Source organism: Paenibacillus sp. 2TAB19 (genome assembly GCF_052115185.1).
Lineage (GTDB): Bacteria > Bacillota > Bacilli > Paenibacillales > Paenibacillaceae > Pristimantibacillus.
This window is the reverse complement of the sequence record NZ_JBFRGE010000003.1, coordinates 80,622-100,293: the sequence shown is the minus strand read 5'-3', so window position 1 is coordinate 100,293 and position 19,672 is coordinate 80,622. Positions and strand designations below refer to the sequence as shown.

Sequence of the window (19,672 nt, the reverse complement as noted above, 5' to 3'; positions counted from 1 at the left end):
CGGTCAACCGGAGACACTTTCCTACCAAAGGAGTGTCTCCTTTTTTTATTTTATTTCATAACAGAAGGGATGAACGTATTCATGGCTTTTACGTTACAAATTGGCGAGCAAGCGCCGGATTTCAACTTGCTGGCTACAGATGGCAAGCATTACAGCTTAGCGGATTTCACCGCTTCAAAAGCGTTGGTCGTGTTCTTCACGGCTAATCATTGTCCGTTCGTTAAGGGCTCGGATGAAGTGACTCGCGCAACGGTGGAGAAGTTCGCGCCGCAGGGCGTATCATTCGTCGGCATTAGTTCCAATAGCGTTACCGCGTATCCGGACGACTCTTACGAGAAAATGGTAGAGCGAATTGCGGAGCATGGCTTCCCTTGGACGTATGTATACGATGAGAAGCAAGAGGTAGCGCTTGCCTACGGTGCGCTTAGAACGCCGCACTTCTACGTGTTCGATCAAGAGCGCAAGCTGATCTACACGGGTCGCGCTGTCGATTCGCCGAAGGATGCGGACAAAATCACGTCCTATGATTTGGAAAACGCGCTTAACGATTACTTGGCAGGCCGCGAGGTGGCGGTGCCGCTCACTAATCCGATTGGCTGCAATGTGAAGTGGGAAGGCAAAGACAAGCGTTGGATGCCGGAAGAAGCATGTGATCTCGTATTAAACTAAGGCTAGTGAACAGCAGCATGTGAGGACATCCGCTACTGACGCGAACAATGCCTCGGTAGCGGTTTTTTTTCGCAAAAAAAAGGCTTTGACACGATTCGTGCAGGATGCTATTATAAGCCTAATTTAAAACCGACTAATACAATATGAATTATTGGTAATGTGAGTCGACCGTATAAACGGAGACGCGCTTCGAAACGAAGTGCGTCTTCTTTTTATTTGTCCACAGACATCGAAAATGAAAAATGGGGGTTTTGGGAATGAAAAAATTTGTTGTTCTTCTTATCAGTATAATGGTTGTCGTGACGTCGCTAACTGCATGCGCTTCAGGCAGTGGCAATAAGCCGGCAGCGACTGACGGYGGTGATCAAAGCTCTAGTACGAATAAGGAAACAGAGAAAACCGAGGAAGTCAGCACGGAGCCGATTACGCTGAAGGTGCTTCGCGCAGGCATTACCGTAACGGAAACGGAGTTTCAGAAGTTTCTCGTAGAACCGACGAAGAAGAAATATCCAAACATTACGCTTGAATGGGTAGATGCGCCAGAGGATGTAGAGCTCGAGCCGCTCATTACAGCGGGCACTGTGCCAGATATTATTTTCGCATCGACATCGGCCGTTTCAACGACTTACAAGGATCTGGACCTGGTCGAGAATCTGAAGCCATACGTAGACAAAAACGGAGTCGATCTAAGCCGCTTAAAACCAGCTGTTCTAGATGCGATCACCAAATATTCGCCAGAAAACGAGCTGTCGGTCATTCCGTTCTCGATCAACGTGCCGGTATTGTTCTACAACAAAGATATTTTCGATAAATTCGGCGTTTCGTACCCGAAGGACGATCAATCGACGTGGGATGAGCTTATCGAGCTTGGCAAGCAAGTGACAAGAAACGATAACGGCGTGAACTACATCGGCATTGACTTGTTCGGACCTACGAATATTAACACAGGACTTGATCTGAACATCGTAGATCCGGCGACGGGCAAGGCAGACGTGACCACGGACGGTTGGAAAAAGGTGTTCGAGACGTTAAAGAAAAGCTACGAGGTGCCAAATTATATCGGTGAAGACGGCCGATTCGAATATGCGAACGACGACGATATTTTCTTCAACGAACAAAATCTAGCGATGCTTCCTTATAATATTGCGCATTTGCTAGGCCCGCTAGAGGAGCTTCGCCAGCAAGGCACGGAGCTGAACTGGGACTTCGCGCCATTCCCGAACTTCACCGAAAATCTCGGAACGGGCAAAGCGATCAACGTTCACTCGTTGTTCGTGACGAAGTCGAGCAAGCACAAGGAAGAGGCGTTCAACGTTATCGCGAACGTGCTGTCCGATGAATCGCAGGAAATACTGTCCCGTGGCGGACGCGTTCCGACTGTAGAGAACGAAGCTTGGGAGAAAGTGTATGGCGCGGATATTCCGGTATTAGCAGGCAAGAAGGTCGAGAACATCTTCAAGGCTGAGCCGCGCAGCATCGTACGCCCTCATAAGTTCGAAAGCAAAGTTCGCAAATTCATCAACGAAGCGGCGAAAAATGTTGCCGTAGGCGGTCAGGACGTCAATACGGCGCTGCGAACGGCGCAAGAGGCGATCGAGAAAGAACTCGAAACGCTTAGCAAAACGCAATAACAAACGATAGTAAGGAAGGGGCGTCTCCTTAATTGCGGATGTCCCCTTCGTTTTTTCGAAATATAGGGGGTGGGCTTATGGCAGGTATTCGCATTGAGCATCTGTACAAAAGATACGGCAAGGATAAGCAAACGGTCGTGAACGATTTTCACCTCGATATTAAGGATAAGGAGTTTCTCGTCTTCGTTGGCCCGTCAGGCTGCGGCAAATCGACAACGCTGCGCATGATCGCCGGGCTTGAAGATATTACGGAGGGCGAGATTTACATAGGCGACCAGCTCGTCAATGACTTGCCGCCGAAGGATCGCGATATTGCGATGGTTTTCCAAAATTACGCGCTTTACCCGAACATGACCGTTTTTGAAAATATCGCATTCGGTCTTCGCCTTCGTAAGCTGCCGCGCCATGAGATCGAGCAGTCGGTGAAACGCGCGGCGCGCGTGCTGGAGATTGAAGCGTATTTGAACCGCAAGCCGAAGGAGCTGTCTGGCGGACAACGGCAGCGCGTTGCGCTCGGCCGCGCTATCGTGCGAGATCCGCAAGTGTTTCTCATGGATGAGCCGTTGTCCAATTTGGACGCGAAGCTGCGCGTGCAGATGCGGATGGAAATTATTAAGCTGCACAAGACGCTCGAGACGACGTTTATTTACGTTACGCATGATCAGATCGAAGCGATGACGATGGCGGATCGGATCGTCGTCATGAAAGACGGCGTTATCCAGCAGATCGATACGCCGGAGACGGTATATACGACCCCGAATAACACATTTGTGGCAAGCTTCATCGGCTCGCCGCAAATTAATCTCATAGAAGGCAAAGTCGTGGAGGATATTCCGGGCAGCGGCAGGCTTAAGTACGAGACATCGCGCTTCTCGCTGCCGATTCCCCAAGAAGCGGCGCGCGTACTTGTTCACCACAATAAGGTGAACAAGCGCGTCACGCTTGGCATTAGGCCGGAAAATATCGGACTTGAGGGCTTGTTCTCGGACGCGATTATTACCGGCGTATACAAAGTGAGCGAGCTCATGGGAGCGGACCGCTTCCTCCATCTCGACATCGGGCAGGATAAGCTGCTCGTCGTGCGGGTGAACGCTTATTACCATTGCGAGGAAAACGAAAAAATTCGCATCGTTCCCGATATGTCGAAGGCGCTGTTCTTCGATGCGGACAGCGGCGTGCGTTTTCAGATCTAATTAAGGCGGGAAGGAGTGTGCTGCCTGATGCTGCGCGCCATCATTCATTCTAAGACGTTCAAGCTGCTATTTCCGATAGGGGCGGCAGCCGTACTACTAGTGTTTTTCGTTGCATGGACGTCGAGCGCGACCGCGACGGTCGATGCCGGTCCTTTCAAGCTTAGCAGCTTCGATTCCGGCTTCGTAGAGTGGGAGGATACGTCGCTCGCCGCAGCCGATCTTGAGCCCTATTATGAGAAAGTGCTCAAGGGGCTGGAAGAACAGGGCGTGAAGCCTGCCGATAAGGAGATTGTTATCGAGGCGGCCGCTCCTTCCGGACAATCGGATAGCTCGGTCATTCGTACGGGCGATTACGAAGGCAAAAGCAATGTGTTGATCTGGGAGTCAACCGACACGAATTGGGTGGAATATACGTTCAATGTGGAGCAGGATGGCATATACACGATCTTCGCCGATTACCATCCTCTGCTCGGCAAAGGGTATACGCGCCCGGTTGTATGGGATGTAACGATCGACGGCTCGCGGCCATTCCGCGAAGCGTCTTCAATTACTTTATACCGTCAGTTCAAGGATAAAGGATTGCCGCAGGTTAACGACGACGGGGATCAGATTCGTCCAACTTCGGTGGACATCTCGACGTGGTCGAGCATGCCGTTCATCGATTCTGGAGCCAATTACGCCGGGCCGTTGAAATGGCATTTCACGAAAGGCAAGCATACGCTTCGCTTTGAAGGGTATGAACCGGTTGCGCTGAATACGATATCGCTGGTTCCGCCGGAGACGCTGCCTAGTTACGAGGAAGTAGCCGCGGCTTATCAGTCAAGCGAACCTGTTACCGCTGAGGGAATTACGCTGCAGGCGGAGCAGATGACGAGCAAAAACGACGCTTCCATACAAATGATGTCGGACCGTGACAGGCGTACGAAACCGCTGGCGAAAGGGCGTATTACGTACAATACGGTCGGCGGCGTGAGCTGGGACTGGCCGAACCAAGAGGTGGCGTGGACATTCGAAGCGCCCGAGACGGGGCTGTACAAAATCGCGCTGCGGACGCTGCAAAACCGCTTCTCGCAGAAGGCGTCGTTCCGTACGATACTAATCGACGGGAAAGTGCCATTCGATGCTTTTCTAACCTATCGATTCCCGTATGCGGCTTCGTGGAAGGGTACGGTGCTATCAGGTGACGATGGCGAGCCGTATGAGCTGTACTTGGAGAAAGGGACGCATACGCTGTCGCTTGCTCTAACCCATTCGACGGTAAGTCCGATTGTTAGAGGGATCGAGAACTTAAGCGCATTGCTGCGCACGGTGGATCAAGATTTGAAGTCGCTCACCGGCGGTCAATTGGACCGTAATCGGACGTGGAAGATCGATCGCGACTTGCCGGATTTGAAGGAGCGGCTGGAAGTCGCAGCCGGGAATCTCGACGTGCTTGCTGACGAAATGGCCGAAGTGAACGGGCGCAAGGACAGCGCGAGCGAAGGCTTCCGATCGTCCGCCTCCGATATTCGCTCCTTGTTGGAGACGCCTGATGATATTCCCTACCATATTGATGAGATTACTTCGATTGATGAGAAAATCAACAATTTCGTTGTCAATTTGTATAAGCAGCCGCTCTTGCTAGATGAGATCTATATCGTCCCTGCGGAAAAGTCTTTCCCCGATATGACGGCATCCGTTGTGGATAAAGGCGTTGGCCTGCTGGCGAACTTCGCTTATTCATTCAACTCCCGCGAGAGCTTGAGCGATATGGATGACAAGGAGCTTAACGTATGGGTGCAACGGGGCAGGGACTATGTGACGCAGCTTCAAGAGCTGACCGACGAGCTGTTCACGCCGGCAACCGGCATCAAGGTGAAGGTTAATCTGCTGCCGAACGCGCAGCTGCTCGTCATGTCCAATGYGGCAGGCTTGCAGCCCGATGTGGCGCTGGGATTGTCGCAGGATTTGCCCGTCGATTACGCGATTCGGGGCAGCGTGTACGATCTTAGCAAATTCCCGGATTTCAATGAAGTGTATGAACGATTCAGTCCAGGTTCTTGGCAGGCGCTTTATTACGATAAGGGCTACTATGCCGTACCGGAGACGCAGTCGTTCCAAGTGCTCTACTATCGCAAAGATATTATGCGTGAGCTTGGCCTCGACATTCCGCAGACATGGCAGGATGTCTATGACATGTTGCCGACGCTGCAGCAGAACTTCATGAACTTTTATGTGAATCCGCAAATGTTCCTGCCGTTCATCTATCAGAACGGCGTCGAATTCTTCCAGCCGAACGGCTTCACGACGGCGCTTGATTCGCCAGAAGGGTTCAAGGCTTTCAAACAATGGACCGATCTGTTCAATACCTATGCGCTGGAGAAACAGGTGCCGAGCTTCTATCAGCACTTCCGGACAGGGACGATGCCGATCGGCATCGCGGATTACAACATGTATGTTCAGCTGGCCGCGGCAGCGCCCGAGCTTAACGGACGCTGGGGCATCGCGCTTATTCCGGGCATGCCGGAGCAGGACGGGACGATCAGCCGCTGGGCGGCTGGCGACCAGACGACGGGCGTCATTTTCGAAGCTTCCAATAAAAAAGATGAAGCGTGGCAATTCATGAAATGGTGGATCAGCACCGAGACGCAAGAGCGTTACGGCTCCGACCTCGAATCGATCAACGGCGTTTCGTTCCGCTGGAATACGTCGAACGTGGAAGCGTTCGTGAGACTGCCATGGAAGACCGAGGATGCGAATGTCATTCTGGAGCAATGGAAGTGGTACAAGGAGAAGCCGAACCCGCCGGGAGGTTACTTCATGGGMAGGGAACTTAACAATGCATGGCTTCGCGCGGTTATCGACGGAATGAACTACCGGGCGTCGCTCGAGACGGCCATTCTGGACATTAATCGCGAGCTGCGCCGCAAGCAGCAGGAATTCGGATTTATCGACGAGACGGGCAAGCCGCTGAAGACGCTGGACTTCCCGCATATCGATAAGCCGTGGGAAGGAGTGGACGAATATGTCAGGTAAAGGAACCGGCGCCAGCGTCGCGGTTGTTCCGCAGTCGACTGCAGCTTCGCCCGAGCTTGAGAACACTCGGGCTGAGGCAAGTGTAGAGATAGCGCATGATGCTGGAGTAACTGCCTTGCCATCGCCAGCATCACCTGCGCAAGCGCCTCATGTTGACGCTGCGCAAGCGAAGGCGTTCGCCGCACTTGAAGCGGCCCAGCAGCGCAGGAACAGAGGCAGGTTCGCGCGGCTGCTGGCAGAAATATGGTCGTTCCGCCTAAGCTACCTATTCGTTGCTCCATTCATGCTCTGCTTCGCCGCTTTCATACTTGTACCTGTAGGAGCTGCCATCGTTCTTAGCTTCACCTACTTTAACGCTATCGGCCGCCCGCGTTTCATCGGGTGGCAGAACTTTCAATATTTGATCTCGCAAGACTTGCTGTTCCTCAAGTATGCGCTGCCGAACACGTTCAAGTTCGCCATTATCGTCGGGCCTGGCGGTTATATCGCCGCTTTCCTGCTCGCTTGGCTCATCTCGCAGCTTCCGGGCAAGCTGCGCAAATGGTTCGCGCTTGCGATGTATACCCCTTCGCTCACGATCGGTATCGCCATGTCGATCGTTTGGCTTCCAATGCTGACGGGCGATCGGATCGGGTATCTAAACAGCGTATTGCTGCGGCTCGGCCTAATCGATGTGCCGAAGCTGTGGGTAACCGATCCGTCTTATCTGATGAACTCGATGATCGTCGTTACGCTATGGTCTAGCATGGGCGTCGGATTCCTCGCGATGCTGGCCGGCATTCTCAATGTAAACCGCGACTATTACGAGGCGGCCAAGATCGACGGCATGAAGAGCAGGCTGCAAGAAATCTGGTATATTACGATCCCTTCGATGAAGCCGCAAATGCTGTTCGGCGCCGTCATGGCGATCGTAACGACCTTCAAGACGGGCGCAATCGGCGTTGAGCTGTCCGGCGTCAACCCGACGCCGGGTTACGCCGGGCATCTCATTATTAACCATATCGACGACTTCGGCTTCATCCGCTTCGAGATGGGGTATGCGGCGGCGATATCGGTATTTCTGCTTCTGCTTATGTATGCTTCCAATAAACTGAGCTGGAGCTTGTTCGGCTCGAAGGGAGATGAGTAATGGTGCAACGACTTCTGGGGCTGCGATGGAGAGGCTCGAGGCTGCAGGCGATGGACGGCTTTCAGAAGCTGCTGACGCTTCTTATGATCGCGCTGTCCGTATTCATGCTGCTGCCGATCGTCTACATTTTCAACCATGCATTCAAGCCGTACCATGAGCTGTTCGTCTACCCGCCGACCTTCTTCGTGCGAGAGCCCAGCTTCCAAAATATTAACGAGCTTCTGTCGGTAACTTCCAGATCGACCGTGCCGATGATCCGCTACTTGTTCAATAGCGTCTTCATATCGGGGCTGGCAGTCGTCTTCGTGACAGGCGTGAGCGCGTTATGCGCCTTCCCGATCTCGAAGCATAAGTTCCCGGGGGCGAAGCTCGCGTTCTCGACGATTCTGCTTACGCTTATGTTCGCGCCGGAAGTGATCCAAATTCCACGGTATTTGGTCGTCAGCAATCTCGGCATTATGAACACGTATTTCGGACATTTGCTGCCGATGCTGGCGATGCCGATCGGGGTGTTTCTGCTGAAGCAGTTCATCGATCAAATTCCGGATGCGCTGCTGGAGGCGGCAAGAATCGACGGAGCGAACGAGTTCTATGTATTCATCCGGATCGTCATTCCGGTCTGTATGCCGGCTATTGCGACGGTAGCCATTCTTGCGTTCCAGAACTCTTGGGGCAATGTCGAGACGTCTTCGCTGTTCATGCTCGACGATGAGATGAAAAGCTTCGCTTTCTTCCTATCGACGTTAACGAACAACCTCGCGGGCAATGTGGCGATGCAGGGCGCAGCGGCCGTTGCTTCGCTCATTATGTTCGTTCCGAACTTGATTGTTTTTATTATTTTGCAAGGAAAAGTGATTGCTACGATGGCGCATTCCGGCATCAAGTGATGCCGATACGAGAAAGAGAGAGAAAGGAGGGGGGCGAATGCCTAAGCGGCTGACGTTACGCCTGATGCTGTTGTTCGTTGCGGCTCTAGCCGCGCTTGCAACCATCCACCCGGAATCGGTATCCGCGGATGTGCCATATCAAACCTATTACAAGGACAATTACAATCAGCTGTTCAAAATGCAAGCGGCGTACACGCCGGCTGGCGCGCTCGGCAAAGATCTGTTCATTCCGGATCCTTCGAATCCGGGCCAAACGGTATACTCCCCGCTGAATCAGCCGCAGGATTTGTATATCGATAGCCGCGATCATATTTATATCGCGGATACGGGCAATAACCGCATCGTGCATCTCGATGCGGAAGGGCGGCTTGCCGGGCTGCTGACATTGGAAGGAAGCCCGTTCAATCGGCCGCAAGGCGTGTTCGTCGACACGAACGGCGACATCTACGTCGCGGACACGGGCAACCAGCGTGTCGTTCGATTGAATGGCGAAGGGGAGCTGCTTGCCGAGTTCGGCAGGCCGGAATCGAAGCTCATTCCCGAAGCGTTCAAATACGATCCGATCAAGCTGGTCGTCGACAAGCGTGGTTTCATGTACATCGCTACGCTAGGCGGGTATCAAGGCTTGCTGCAGCTTGATCCGCAAGGAGAGTTCCAAAGCTTCTTCGGCGCCAACAAAACCGGCTTCTCCTTTTCGGATTCGATCAAGCGGCTGCTCTATACCCGCGAGATGTACGAGCGGGAGATCAGCAAGCTGCCGGGCTCGATCGCGAGCGTCGACAAGGACGAGAACGGCTTCGTGTACACGGTGACGAAGGAAGTCCGCACGAAGCAATTGAAGAAGCTCAATATCGCGGGGCTTGACCAGCTCGCGGGCAAGGGCGAGTTCGCCGATACGATGACGGACGGCAGCTTCGGCGAATATACTCACCGGGCCGGACGCACCGGCTACCCTCAGCTTAACGATCTGACCGTCGACGGGAACGGCAACATGACGGTCGTCGATTCGAAGCTTAATATCGTGAGCCAATATGACGGCAACGGCAATTTGCTGTTCTTCTGGGGCGGAGCGGTAGGGGATACGACGACGAAGCTTGGCATCGTGAAGATTCCGGCGGCCATCGAGACGAATTCGGCGAACGACTTGTTCATTCTGGACAGCGAGAACAATATCGTGCAGAAGTATCGCTTGTCCGAATTCGGCGCGCTCGTACATAAGGCCAATCAGTTGACACAGGATGGCCGTTACGAAGAGAGCGAGCCGCTATGGCTGGAGGTTAATCGGTTGAACGCTTATTATGCGCCAGCCGTGCTTGGCCTGGCCAAAGCCGCTTATAAGAAAGGCGAATACGAACGGGCGCAGGCGCTATTCAAGCAAGCGGGCTGGGCGCAGGGCTATTCGGATTCGTTCTGGCAAAATCGGCTGCTATGGTTTCAATCCAACTTCGGGCTGCTTATGAACGTTGTCATCGGGGCTTTGCTTATCTTCTTCGCCGCGAGGTTCACGGCTAGAAGACTTGGCTATGGCGGAACGAAGCGCAAGACGGGGCGAAGTGAACAAAAGCAAGCTTCGAGGCCGCTCCTGCGCCAGCTTGGTCATGCCTTCTATGTGCTCAAGCATCCGATTGATGGATTTCATTCGATTCGCTACGAGCAGAAGGGCGGCTTGCTTAGCAGCTCGATTCTATTCGTTCTGGCGCTAGTGTCATATGCCATTATGAGAGCGGCAATAAGCTTTATTTTCAATCCTTCTATTATTGTAGAAGTTCAAATCGTCACGATTCTTATCCAATTCATTGTCGTATGGCTGAGCTTCGTGATCGCTAATTATTTGATCAGCTCGTTGTACCACGGGGAAGGCCGCTTCCGCGATGTGCTGTATGGCAGCGCGTATGCGCTATTCCCGTTCATCCTGCTCGGCATACCGATTACGCTTATCTCGAACGTAATGACGCTAAGCGAGCAGTCGATCTTCACGTTTCTCGAGTACGGCCTCTATGTGTGGGTCGCGCTGCTCTTCTTCTGGATGGTGCAAGGCATTCAGAATTACAGCGTCGGCGAGACGCTCATTAATTTGCTGCTGTCGATCATTACGATGGCGATTTGCGCGGTTCTTGTATTTATCGTATTCAGCTTAACGTCGGAGCTCTTCAATTTCATTTACTCGGTGTATCAGGAGGTGACCATCCGATGAAACGCAAAACGATAGTGAAGCTTTCGGCGGCCATAGTTACGGTGCTGCTGCTGATCGGATGGGCCCTGCTGCTGCAGCGTGATGCCGATCAGCAGGCTGTGCCGGCAGATGAAGGGAATGCCGCCGTGAACAACAATAATGGCGCGGGCGGGACTAGCGGCGGTTCGCCAGTCGAAGCGGCGCTTCCTGTAGAAGCCGCGTTCGTGAAAGCGGCGGAATCAGAACGCTTCGTGTTGTGGGCGGACGCCGTAACGGCTCATTTTAAGATCGAAAGCAAGGAAACGGGAAAAGTGTGGCGCTCCTATCCGAACCCGGAATACTGGGAGCTGGAGAAGACAACCGGTACTTGGAAGAGCAGCTTCCTATCGCCGGTTATGCTCGAATACATCGATGCTTCCAATTCAAAGTCGCAATCGAAGCTGACGAACTGGATGGAAGAGAAGGGCGTGCTCGAAAACTATGAGCTGACGGGCGACGGCTTCAAGGCGACGTTTTATTTTCCGGGCACGAAGTTCACCATTCCCGTAGAAGTAGCCTTGAACGGCGATCATGTGGAAACGAAGGTCATCGATGAAGGCATTGCCGAAGGAAACTTAAGCTTGCTTAATCTGAAGCTGTACCCGCTCTTCGGGGCAGAGCCGTCGCACGGCCAGGAAGGTTATATGCTCGTACCCGACGGTTCGGGCGCGTTGATTAAGTTCGATGAAAATCGCAGCAACGACAAATCGATTTACCGTGAAAATGTGTATGGCGCCGATCTATCGTTCTATAACGAGCAGACCGGCAGGCAGGAAGTGAAGATGCCGGTCTTCGGCTTGAAGTCGGGCGACCAATCGTTTCTTGCCGTTATGACGGATGGCGAGGAGTATGCGAAGCTGTTCGCCGCTCCTGCTGGTGCGCTCGGCATTTCCAACTGGATTACGCCGGAGTGGCAGTATCGGATCAAGTTTTTCCAAAGCACGAATAAACAGGGGGATCAAGGTTTTTATACGTACAGCAAAGACCGCTTCGTAGCAGGGGAGCGTACGACCCGTTATTATCCGATTGACGGCCCGAAGGCGGACTATGCCGCAATGGCAGAGCGTTATCGGAGTTATTTAATAGAAGAGAACGGGCTTGCGCGTCTGGAGCAGGCGAAAGAAAATATTCCGCTCTACGTCGATATTATCGGTGCGGATCTGAAGCAAGGGCTTCTATGGGATGATTACATCGAAGGCACGACGACGAAGCAGGCGGAGACGATGGTGAAGGAGCTGCGTGAAGCAGGCATCGCGAACTTGTCCGTTCTGTATGCCGGCTGGCAGCGCTGGGGCTATAGCTCATACGGCGGTTTGTTCCCGGTCGATAAGCGGCTTGGAGGCAACAGCGGCATGAAGGCGTTCATAGACGCCGCTCATAAGCTGGATGTGTCGGTATTCTTGTCCGCGAATTATTCGCTGAACAGCAGCGGCCGCGGCGGATTCTGGAAGCTGAATGACGGCTTGCGCAATTTGGCCGGCACTCTGCAGGAGCAGTACGGAGGCCGTAACAACGATGATAAGGTTACGCTGACGAGTCCGTTGTACGGCATTCGCGAGGCGGAAGAAGACCTGGAGGCGTACAAGTCGCTTGGCGCCGATGGCCTGCTGCTGGAGGGCGGAATCGGAAGCGCGCTGAATACCGACTTCAACAATCGGCATAAGGCGAGCCGATCCGAGGTGCTGGAAGGGCAGCAGAAGCTGCTCGAGAAAGCCGATCAGGAGCTTGGCTCGATAGGCGTTGCGAATGGCAGCTTCTACTCGCTCGCGAATGTGGATCATATTCACCGAATTGCGGATGACTATTCCTACGATATTTTCGTCGATGAGGCTATACCGTTCGAGCAGATCGTCCTGCATGGCCTCGTTACGTACTCCTCGGACTGGGCAAATCTCAGTGACGAGTACAATTCCGATTTTCTGCGCAGTGTCGAATATGGCGCTTACCCGTCTTACGTATTCACGGCGGCGGAATCGGGCAAGTTCAAGCGCGCGTACTCGATCTGGTATTACAGCATGAGCTATCGCGACTGGAAGCAGTCGGCTGCCGAGCAGTATAAGCGGCTGAACGAAGCGCTCGGGGACGTGCAGGACCAATATATCGTTGGTCATCGGACGCTCGCCGAAGGCGTGAAGGAAACGATTTACGAGAATGGCAAGACGATTATCGTTAACTACAACGAGAAGCCGTACACGATTGCAAGCGGCAGCGTGACCGTGCCCGCACAGGACTTCATCGTGACGACGGGAGGTGGCGCATAGATGAGCAAGAGACGCAAACCGAATTCAGCTATGCTTCGCAAAATCGAAGGCTCCATCTTTATCGCCCCGTGGGTATTCGGCTTCCTTGCGTTTGTCGCATTCCCGCTTGGCTATTCGTTCTATATGAGCTTCCATCAAGTGCGCATTACCGTAACGGGCGTGCAGACGACGCCGGTAGGCTTCCAATACTACCGCGAAATTCTGTTCGCGGACGGCGGCTTGCTCTATGACGATCTGTTCCCGTTCTTGCGAGAGGCGCTCGTTATGATTCCAATCATTATCGTCTTCTCGCTGCTGATCGCGATTTTGTTGAACTTGAAGTTTTACGGGAGAACGGCGTTCCGGGTTATTTTTTTCCTGCCGGTCATCTTCTCTTCCGGTCAGATCATTACCGAGTTCATTTCGCAGGGCGAGGGCGAGCTGTCGATCATTCAGAACTTGCGCATCGATACGTTCCTTGCCGAGTATATTCCAGCGTCCTGGGCCGGACCGATCCAAAATGTCATCGGCTCGTTCGTGCTCGTGCTCTGGTATTCCGGCGTACAGATTCTAATCTTCCTTGCTGGGCGTCAGACGATCTCCGCTTCGGTATACGAGGCGGCGCGCATCGACGGGGCTGATCCGTGGAGCACCTTCTGGAAAATCACTTTGCCGGGGCTCGCACCGTTTATTTTCCTGAACGTGATCTACACGATCGTCGATCTGTTCACCTTCCCTTCGAATCCGATCATCGGCAAAGTGACGACGGAGAACTACGGCGTTTCAAGCGCGCTTGCATGGGTTTACTTTATGATTGTGCTGCTGTTCATCGGCATCGCGCTGTTCTTATACGGAAGAGTCAATAAGTCGATGACGGCGAGGCGGTAGACAGAGTTGGAAAAAAATAACGGGAAATGCTCCCTCTATTTTCTCCATAATACGTTTGGGAGAAAGAATAGAGGGAATTTCTACCGTTAACATATGGGTAAATCTAGTTTTTGGGCAGCAGATGTGTTAACAACGGGAGTTTTTCCTGTTAATCGCCAATTTGGCGTCCAAACTCGAATATTAACAGGAGAAAATCCCGTTATTGCTGACGAAGGGACGAGGGAAGCGGAGAGAACGATACAAGAAGGGAGTGGAATAGAGATGGGGAAGCTGGCTCGGCTTAGGATGAGGCTGCTTGGACGGGAAGCTGATAGAGGGCTGTTGTTCCGGCTGTTTATGTACGTGCTGCTCATCGATGTAGCATTTATTTATTTGAAGCCCGTATTTTATATGGTAACGACAATGGTGAAAAATGCGGGCGATTTGCTTGACCCGGCTGTCATTTGGGTGCCAAGCGCAATCTACGGGGGGCATCTTGCCGAGGCGTTACGGATGCTGCATTACGCGGGCAGCTTCGCGCTCAGCTCGGGGCTATCGCTGCTTGTTGCAGTACTGCAGGTACTGTCGTGCGCGGTGGCGGGCTACGCGTTCGCAAGGCTCGATTTTCCGCTTAAGAAGCTGTGGTTCGCCGCGCTGCTGTTCACGTTCATCATGCCGCCCCAAGTGACRATATTGCCTTCCATTCTCATGTTCAAGGACCTTGGCTGGATCAATACGGTGCTGCCGATGGTTGTGCCTGCGTTGTTCGGGCACGGACTGAAGGGAGCTTTGTTCGTCATTATTTTCAGACAGTTTTTTGGGACGCTTCCGAAGGAAATGGAGGAAGCGGCGCGAATAGATGGAGCAGGGGCATTTCGCATTTTCTTTCGCGTCATGCTGCCGATCTCGCGATCGGCTATCATCGTCGTGTTCTTATTTTCCTTCGTATGGACGTGGAATGACGCGTATTTTCCATCAATGTATATGTTCGGCGCGTCTGATGTACCGTTGTCGGTCGGGATGGCGAAGCTTAATGCTTCGCTTAGCATGGAGTCGGATCAAGGCGGTTTGCGCGTATTCGTGGAGCCGCTCAAGATGGCCGCTTCTTTTCTCATTATTTTGCCGCTGCTCGTGCTTTACGCGTTCACGCAGCGCTGGTTCGTCGAGGGCGTGGAGCGTACCGGGCTAGTCGAGTAATTCGAAGGTAGGAAGTGATACGGAATTGAAATCACCGCGATTGTTAGCCGATTTTTTCAGACAGACCTGGCATATTTACATGTTCTCGATTCTGTTCCATCTCATTGCCAACATCATTCACGTTAACTTTCCGAAGGTGCTTGGCGACTTTACGAACGAGCTGGAGAGCGGAAGCTTGACGACCGATTCGGTCATCCGCTACAGCTGGCTGCTGCTTGGCATCGGCGTAGGCTTCGCGCTAATCGGGGGCCTCGCTCAATACCTTGTCATGTACGTCGGCAGGCTGTTCGAGTTTCTGACGAGGCGCCGGCTGTTCACGCATTTTACGGGCTTAAGCGAAAGGTTCTATTCGAAGAACGGCGTTGGGAAGCTGCTTAGCTACTTCATGAACGATGTGACGAGCGTGCGCGAATCGATTTCGATGGGCGTCAACCAAACGGCTGGCGCAACGATTCTGCTCGTATCTACCGTTACGATGCTGTTCCTGAGCGATATTCCTTATTACTTAATTATTGCTTGCATTGTGCCGCTGCTCAGCATTCCGGTCATCGTGACGAAGTTCGGTCCGGTCATTCGCAAACGGTCGATGTCCGTGCAGGAGTCGCTCGGGACGATGACGGAGTCGGCGGAGGAGCAGTTCGGCGGCATTCGCGTCACGAAGAAGTTCGCCGTCGAGGGCATTATGAACCGCCGCTTCGGCGAGACGGTAGACCGGATTCGCGACAACCAGTTGAAACTGGTGAGGGTATCGTCGATCTTCCAGGCGCTTATTCCGTTCCTAGGTTCTCTGTCGCTCGTGATCGCGCTTGCGCTTGGCGGTTACTTGACGATTACGAAACAAATCTCGCTTGGCAGCTTCGTTGCGCTGACGCTTTATATCCGGATGCTGATGAACCCGCTGCAGCAGATCGGCAACGTCATCAATACGATGCAGCGCTCGCGTGCGTCGCTGGCGCGGCTGAACGACCTGCTTGGCAACGAACCGGACATCAGGCAGCTTGAGGATGCGTTGTCGCTCGACTTCCGCGAATCGGGCATCTATGTTCGCGACCTTACGTTCGCGTACGAGGAGTCCTCAAGGCCGGCTCTGCGCAATATCGATCTAGAGATTAAGCCGGGAACAACGCTTGGCATCGTCGGCAGAACAGGCAGCGGCAAGACGACGCTCATGAAGCTGCTGCTTCGAACCTACGATGCGCCTCCCGGCACGATTTGGTTCGACGGTACGGACATTCGCGAGCTGACGCTGGAGAGCTTGCGCGGTCAGATTGCTTACGTGCCGCAGGACGGCTTCTTATTCAGCACGACGATCCGCGAAAATATCGCGTTCTACCGTCGTGACGCTTCGCTTGCAGAGGTTGAGGCAGCTGCGAAGCAAGCACAAATCTATAACAACATCATCGACTTCCCTGACCGCTTCGAGACGAAGCTCGGGGAGCGCGGCGTCACATTGTCCGGCGGCCAGCGCCAGCGTACAAGTCTGGCAAGGGGCATCATTAAGGATTCGCCGGTCATGATACTCGATGATAGCGTCAGCGCCGTAGACGCAGTGACGGAGACGGATATTATTGAAACGATCCGGGCAGGCCGCAAAGGAAAGACGACGATTATAATCGCCCATCGTATCAGCGCGCTTAAGCATGCGGATGAAATCATTGTGATGGACGACGGAGAAATCGTTCAACGCGGGACGCATGAGCAATTGCTTGCGCAGGAAGGCTTGTACAAAACGCTTCATGCGATACAAGAGGAGGGAAGTCAGCATGCCGCAGGCCATTAACAACTGGCAGATGGATCAGAAGGCCGACCTTAGCCAGCCGGCAGCGAAACCAAAATATATATCGACGTTTCGGGCGCTTGGGGGTTATGCGAAGCCTCACTGGCTCGCTTTTCTCGGCGTATTCTTGTTCACGATTATTGCGATTGCGGCGGAGCTTCTTCAGCCGTACCTTGTAAAGATCGCCATAGACGATAAGCTGATCGGGGGCAATGGCGATTATAGCGGCTTGCTGGTCATTGGCGGCGTCTACCTTGGACTGTCGCTGCTTAGCTTGCTGTTCACTTACATGCAGAACAACGTGTTGCAGTACGCAGGACAAAGCATTGTTGCGCGCATTCGCAAGCAGCTGTTCGAGCATATTTCGAAGCTGTCCATGTCCTACTTCGACCGCGTGCCGAGCGGCAGCTTGATTACGCATGTATCGAGCGATACGGAGGCGATCAACCAGTTTTTCAATCAAGTGCTGCTTAGCCTGCTGAGAGACGGCATGACGCTCGTGTTCATCATCGTGCTCATGTTCCAGCTCGATGTTCAGCTCACGTTGTACTGCTTGATTTTGCTTCCCGTTATCGCGCTTATCGCGATCGGCTTCCGATCTTACATGCGCAAGACGTACCAGATGGCGCGGACGCGGTTGTCCCGCCTCGTTGCGTTCACGGCGGAGAACTTGTCGGGCATGAACCTGATCCAAGTGTTCCACCAAGAGAAGGAGCAAGGCAAGCAGTTCAAGGAACGGAATGATTCTTACTTCCAAGCGAACGTGCGCGAGATTCGCACGAACGTGCTGTTCAACCGATCCTTCGAAATATTAAGCAATATTTCGATAGCGCTCGTCACTTGGCTCGGCGGCAAAGCGGTGCTCGGATCGGATCTTGAATTCGGCGTCTTGTATGCGTTCATTACGTATATTCGCCAATTTTTCCAACCGATTAATACGATTACGCAGCAGTGGAATACGCTGCAATCGGCGACGGTGGCCGTGAACCGGATTTGGGGCATCTTCGCGATCGACCCGGAAGTGGACGATCGGAAGGGCGCTAAACCGCTCGATCCTGCCTCCGTTGAGGGACATATTAGCTTTGACGGCGTAACTTTCGGTTACGGAGGAGGCAGTCCCGTTATACGTAATCTTGATCTTCATATTAAGGCTGGAAGCATGATCGGCATCGTTGGCACGACCGGAGCTGGCAAAAGCTCGTTAATCAGTTTGCTATGCCGGTTCTACGACGTGTCTGAAGGAAAAGTGACGATAGACGGCACCGATATTCGGGATATTCCGCAAGCATCGCTGCATCGCGTCATTGGTCTAGTACAGCAGGAGCCGTATTTATACTCCGGCACGATACTCGATAACGTCCGATTATTTGATGAAACGATCACTCGCGAGGCGGTCATTCAAGCATGCGAATTCGTCGGGGCCGATTCATTGATCCGGCAAATGAAAGACGGCTACGATACGCGCCTGTCGGAGCGCGGCAGCGGGCTGTCCGCAGGGGAGCGGCAGCTCATCTCCTTCGCCCGCATTATCGTGTTCGAGCCGAAAATATTAATTTTGGACGAAGCGACCGCCAATCTTGATTCGCATACGGAGCAGTTGATCCAGTCGGCGCTTCAGCTCGTATCGGCTGGACGGACGACGATTGTTATCGCCCACCGGCTATCGACGATCATGCAAGCCGATCGTATTATCGTCATGAAGAAAGGCGAGATCGTGGAAGAAGGCACGCATACGGAATTGGTCGATATCGGCGGCTATTATGAGGAGCTGTATCGGCATTCGCAAGGAAAGTCGATGCATGAGGCTGGCTGATCAATTAATGTGAAATTGGAGGGGAAGAGCATGGTGAAAGCCGTACAGAACATTACAGAGCTAATCGGCGGAACGCCGATCGTCAAGCTGAATGGAATCGTTCCGGAGGATAGCGCGGAAATTTATTTGAAGCTGGAGTTTTTCAATCCCGGCAGCAGCGTGAAGGACCGGATTGCGCTAAGCATTATTGTCGAGGCGGAGAAGGAAGGAAAGCTGAAGCGCGGCGATACGATTATCGAAGCGACAAGCGGCAATACGGGTATCGGCATCGCGATGGTCGCGGCAGCCCGCGGCTATCGATCGATCATCGTTATGCCGGAGACGATGAGTCTGGAGCGGCGCAGCCTGCTTAAAGCTTTCGGCGCGGAGCTAGTGCTTACACCTGGCGCGGAAGGGATGAAAGGGGCGATTCGGGTCGCTCAGGAAATACGGGAACGCAACCCGCATTACTATCCTGCCCAGCAGTTCGATAACGAAGCGAATGTGAAAATCCACCGCGAGACGACGGGGCCGGAAATTATCGAAGCGATCGAATCGCTTGACGGACAGCTGGACGCCTTCGTGGCCGGCATCGGCACGGGCGGTACGATTACGGGCGCGGGCGAGGTGCTTCGCGAGCGCTTCCCGTCCATTCATATCGTAGCGGTCGAGCCGTCCGCATCTCCCGTCTTGTCGGGCGGAGCGAGCGGTCCGCATAAGATTCAAGGCATTGGAGCCGGCTTCGTCCCTTCGATATTGAATACCGATGTGTACGATGAAATTATACAAGTGACGAACGAGCAAGCCTTCGAGGCTTCGCGCCGCGTCGCTCGCGAGGAAGGCATTCTCGGCGGTATTTCCTCGGGAGCCGCGGTCCATGCGGCACTCGAGGTTGCCCGCAGGCTTGGCAAAGGCAAACGAGTCGTCGCCGTTATTCCAAGCAACGGAGAGCGCTATTTGTCGACGGTATTGTATCAAGAAGAACAACAATTGTAATTTCCATCCTCCCCCATACGTAGTAGTAAGTAGTAGTCATTCAGTTACTGCGTAGGAGGGATGGGTG

The 19,672-nt window shown here is 53.3% G+C and carries 13 protein-coding genes; all 13 read left to right on the top strand.

Going from position 1 to position 19,672, the window contains the following annotated elements:
• Positions 1 to 81: 81 nt before the first annotated feature.
• The 13 genes from AB4Z33_RS02220 to cysK all read left to right on the top strand — a co-directional run bounded on the left by AB4Z33_RS02220 (position 82) and on the right by cysK (position 19,605).
• A complete protein-coding gene (locus tag AB4Z33_RS02220) occupies positions 82 to 669 on the top strand; it encodes a thioredoxin family protein (protein ID WP_442048323.1) in 588 nt (195 codons plus the stop codon).
• A 257-nt stretch (positions 670 to 926) separates the two neighbouring features.
• Complete coding sequence (locus tag AB4Z33_RS02215; RefSeq protein ID WP_442048322.1) at positions 927 to 2,300, top strand: ABC transporter substrate-binding protein; 1,374 nt, start codon at positions 927 to 929, stop codon at positions 2,298 to 2,300.
• 77 nt (positions 2,301 to 2,377) lie between these two features.
• Complete coding sequence (locus tag AB4Z33_RS02210; RefSeq protein WP_442048321.1) at positions 2,378 to 3,493, top strand: ABC transporter ATP-binding protein; 1,116 nt, start codon at positions 2,378 to 2,380, stop codon at positions 3,491 to 3,493.
• A gap of 27 nt (positions 3,494 to 3,520) precedes the next feature.
• Positions 3,521 to 6,508 (top strand): extracellular solute-binding protein, encoded by a 2,988-nt coding sequence (locus AB4Z33_RS02205; RefSeq protein WP_442048320.1) that lies wholly within the window; start codon positions 3,521 to 3,523, stop codon positions 6,506 to 6,508.
• Positions 6,498 to 7,637, top strand: a complete 1,140-nt coding sequence (locus AB4Z33_RS02200; protein WP_442048319.1) for a carbohydrate ABC transporter permease — start codon at positions 6,498 to 6,500, stop codon at positions 7,635 to 7,637. The genes AB4Z33_RS02205 and AB4Z33_RS02200 overlap by 11 nt, the downstream gene beginning before the upstream one ends.
• A complete protein-coding gene (locus AB4Z33_RS02195; RefSeq protein ID WP_442048318.1) occupies positions 7,637 to 8,524 on the top strand; it encodes a carbohydrate ABC transporter permease in 888 nt (295 codons plus the stop codon). The genes AB4Z33_RS02200 and AB4Z33_RS02195 overlap by 1 nt, the downstream gene beginning before the upstream one ends.
• Positions 8,525 to 8,561: 37 nt before the next feature.
• Positions 8,562 to 10,718: a YIP1 family protein gene (locus AB4Z33_RS02190; RefSeq protein ID WP_442048317.1), complete on the top strand. Its 2,157-nt coding sequence runs from the start codon at positions 8,562 to 8,564 to the stop codon at positions 10,716 to 10,718.
• The gene (locus AB4Z33_RS02185; protein ID WP_442048316.1) at positions 10,715 to 12,997 is read left to right on the top strand and encodes a DUF5696 domain-containing protein; all 2,283 of its coding nucleotides are present in this window, start codon (positions 10,715 to 10,717) and stop codon (positions 12,995 to 12,997) included. Before AB4Z33_RS02190 ends, AB4Z33_RS02185 begins: the two co-directional genes overlap by 4 nt.
• Entirely contained in the window at positions 12,998 to 13,864 is an 867-nt protein-coding gene (locus AB4Z33_RS02180) for a carbohydrate ABC transporter permease (RefSeq protein ID WP_337098341.1), read from the top strand.
• A gap of 261 nt (positions 13,865 to 14,125) precedes the next feature.
• Positions 14,126 to 15,040: a carbohydrate ABC transporter permease gene (locus AB4Z33_RS02175; RefSeq protein WP_442048315.1), complete on the top strand. Its 915-nt coding sequence runs from the start codon at positions 14,126 to 14,128 to the stop codon at positions 15,038 to 15,040.
• A 25-nt stretch (positions 15,041 to 15,065) separates the two neighbouring features.
• The gene (locus AB4Z33_RS02170; protein WP_442048314.1) at positions 15,066 to 16,820 is read left to right on the top strand and encodes an ABC transporter ATP-binding protein; all 1,755 of its coding nucleotides are present in this window, start codon (positions 15,066 to 15,068) and stop codon (positions 16,818 to 16,820) included.
• Positions 16,804 to 18,630 carry an ABC transporter ATP-binding protein gene (locus AB4Z33_RS02165; protein ID WP_442048313.1) on the top strand — a complete coding sequence of 609 codons (1,827 nt, stop codon included), beginning with the start codon at positions 16,804 to 16,806 and terminating at the stop codon, positions 18,628 to 18,630. The genes AB4Z33_RS02170 and AB4Z33_RS02165 overlap by 17 nt, the downstream gene beginning before the upstream one ends.
• 30 nt (positions 18,631 to 18,660) lie before the next feature.
• Positions 18,661 to 19,605 carry a cysteine synthase A gene (gene cysK, locus AB4Z33_RS02160; RefSeq protein WP_337098336.1) on the top strand — a complete coding sequence of 315 codons (945 nt, stop codon included), beginning with the start codon at positions 18,661 to 18,663 and terminating at the stop codon, positions 19,603 to 19,605.
• The last annotated feature ends 67 nt before the right edge of the window (positions 19,606 to 19,672 follow it).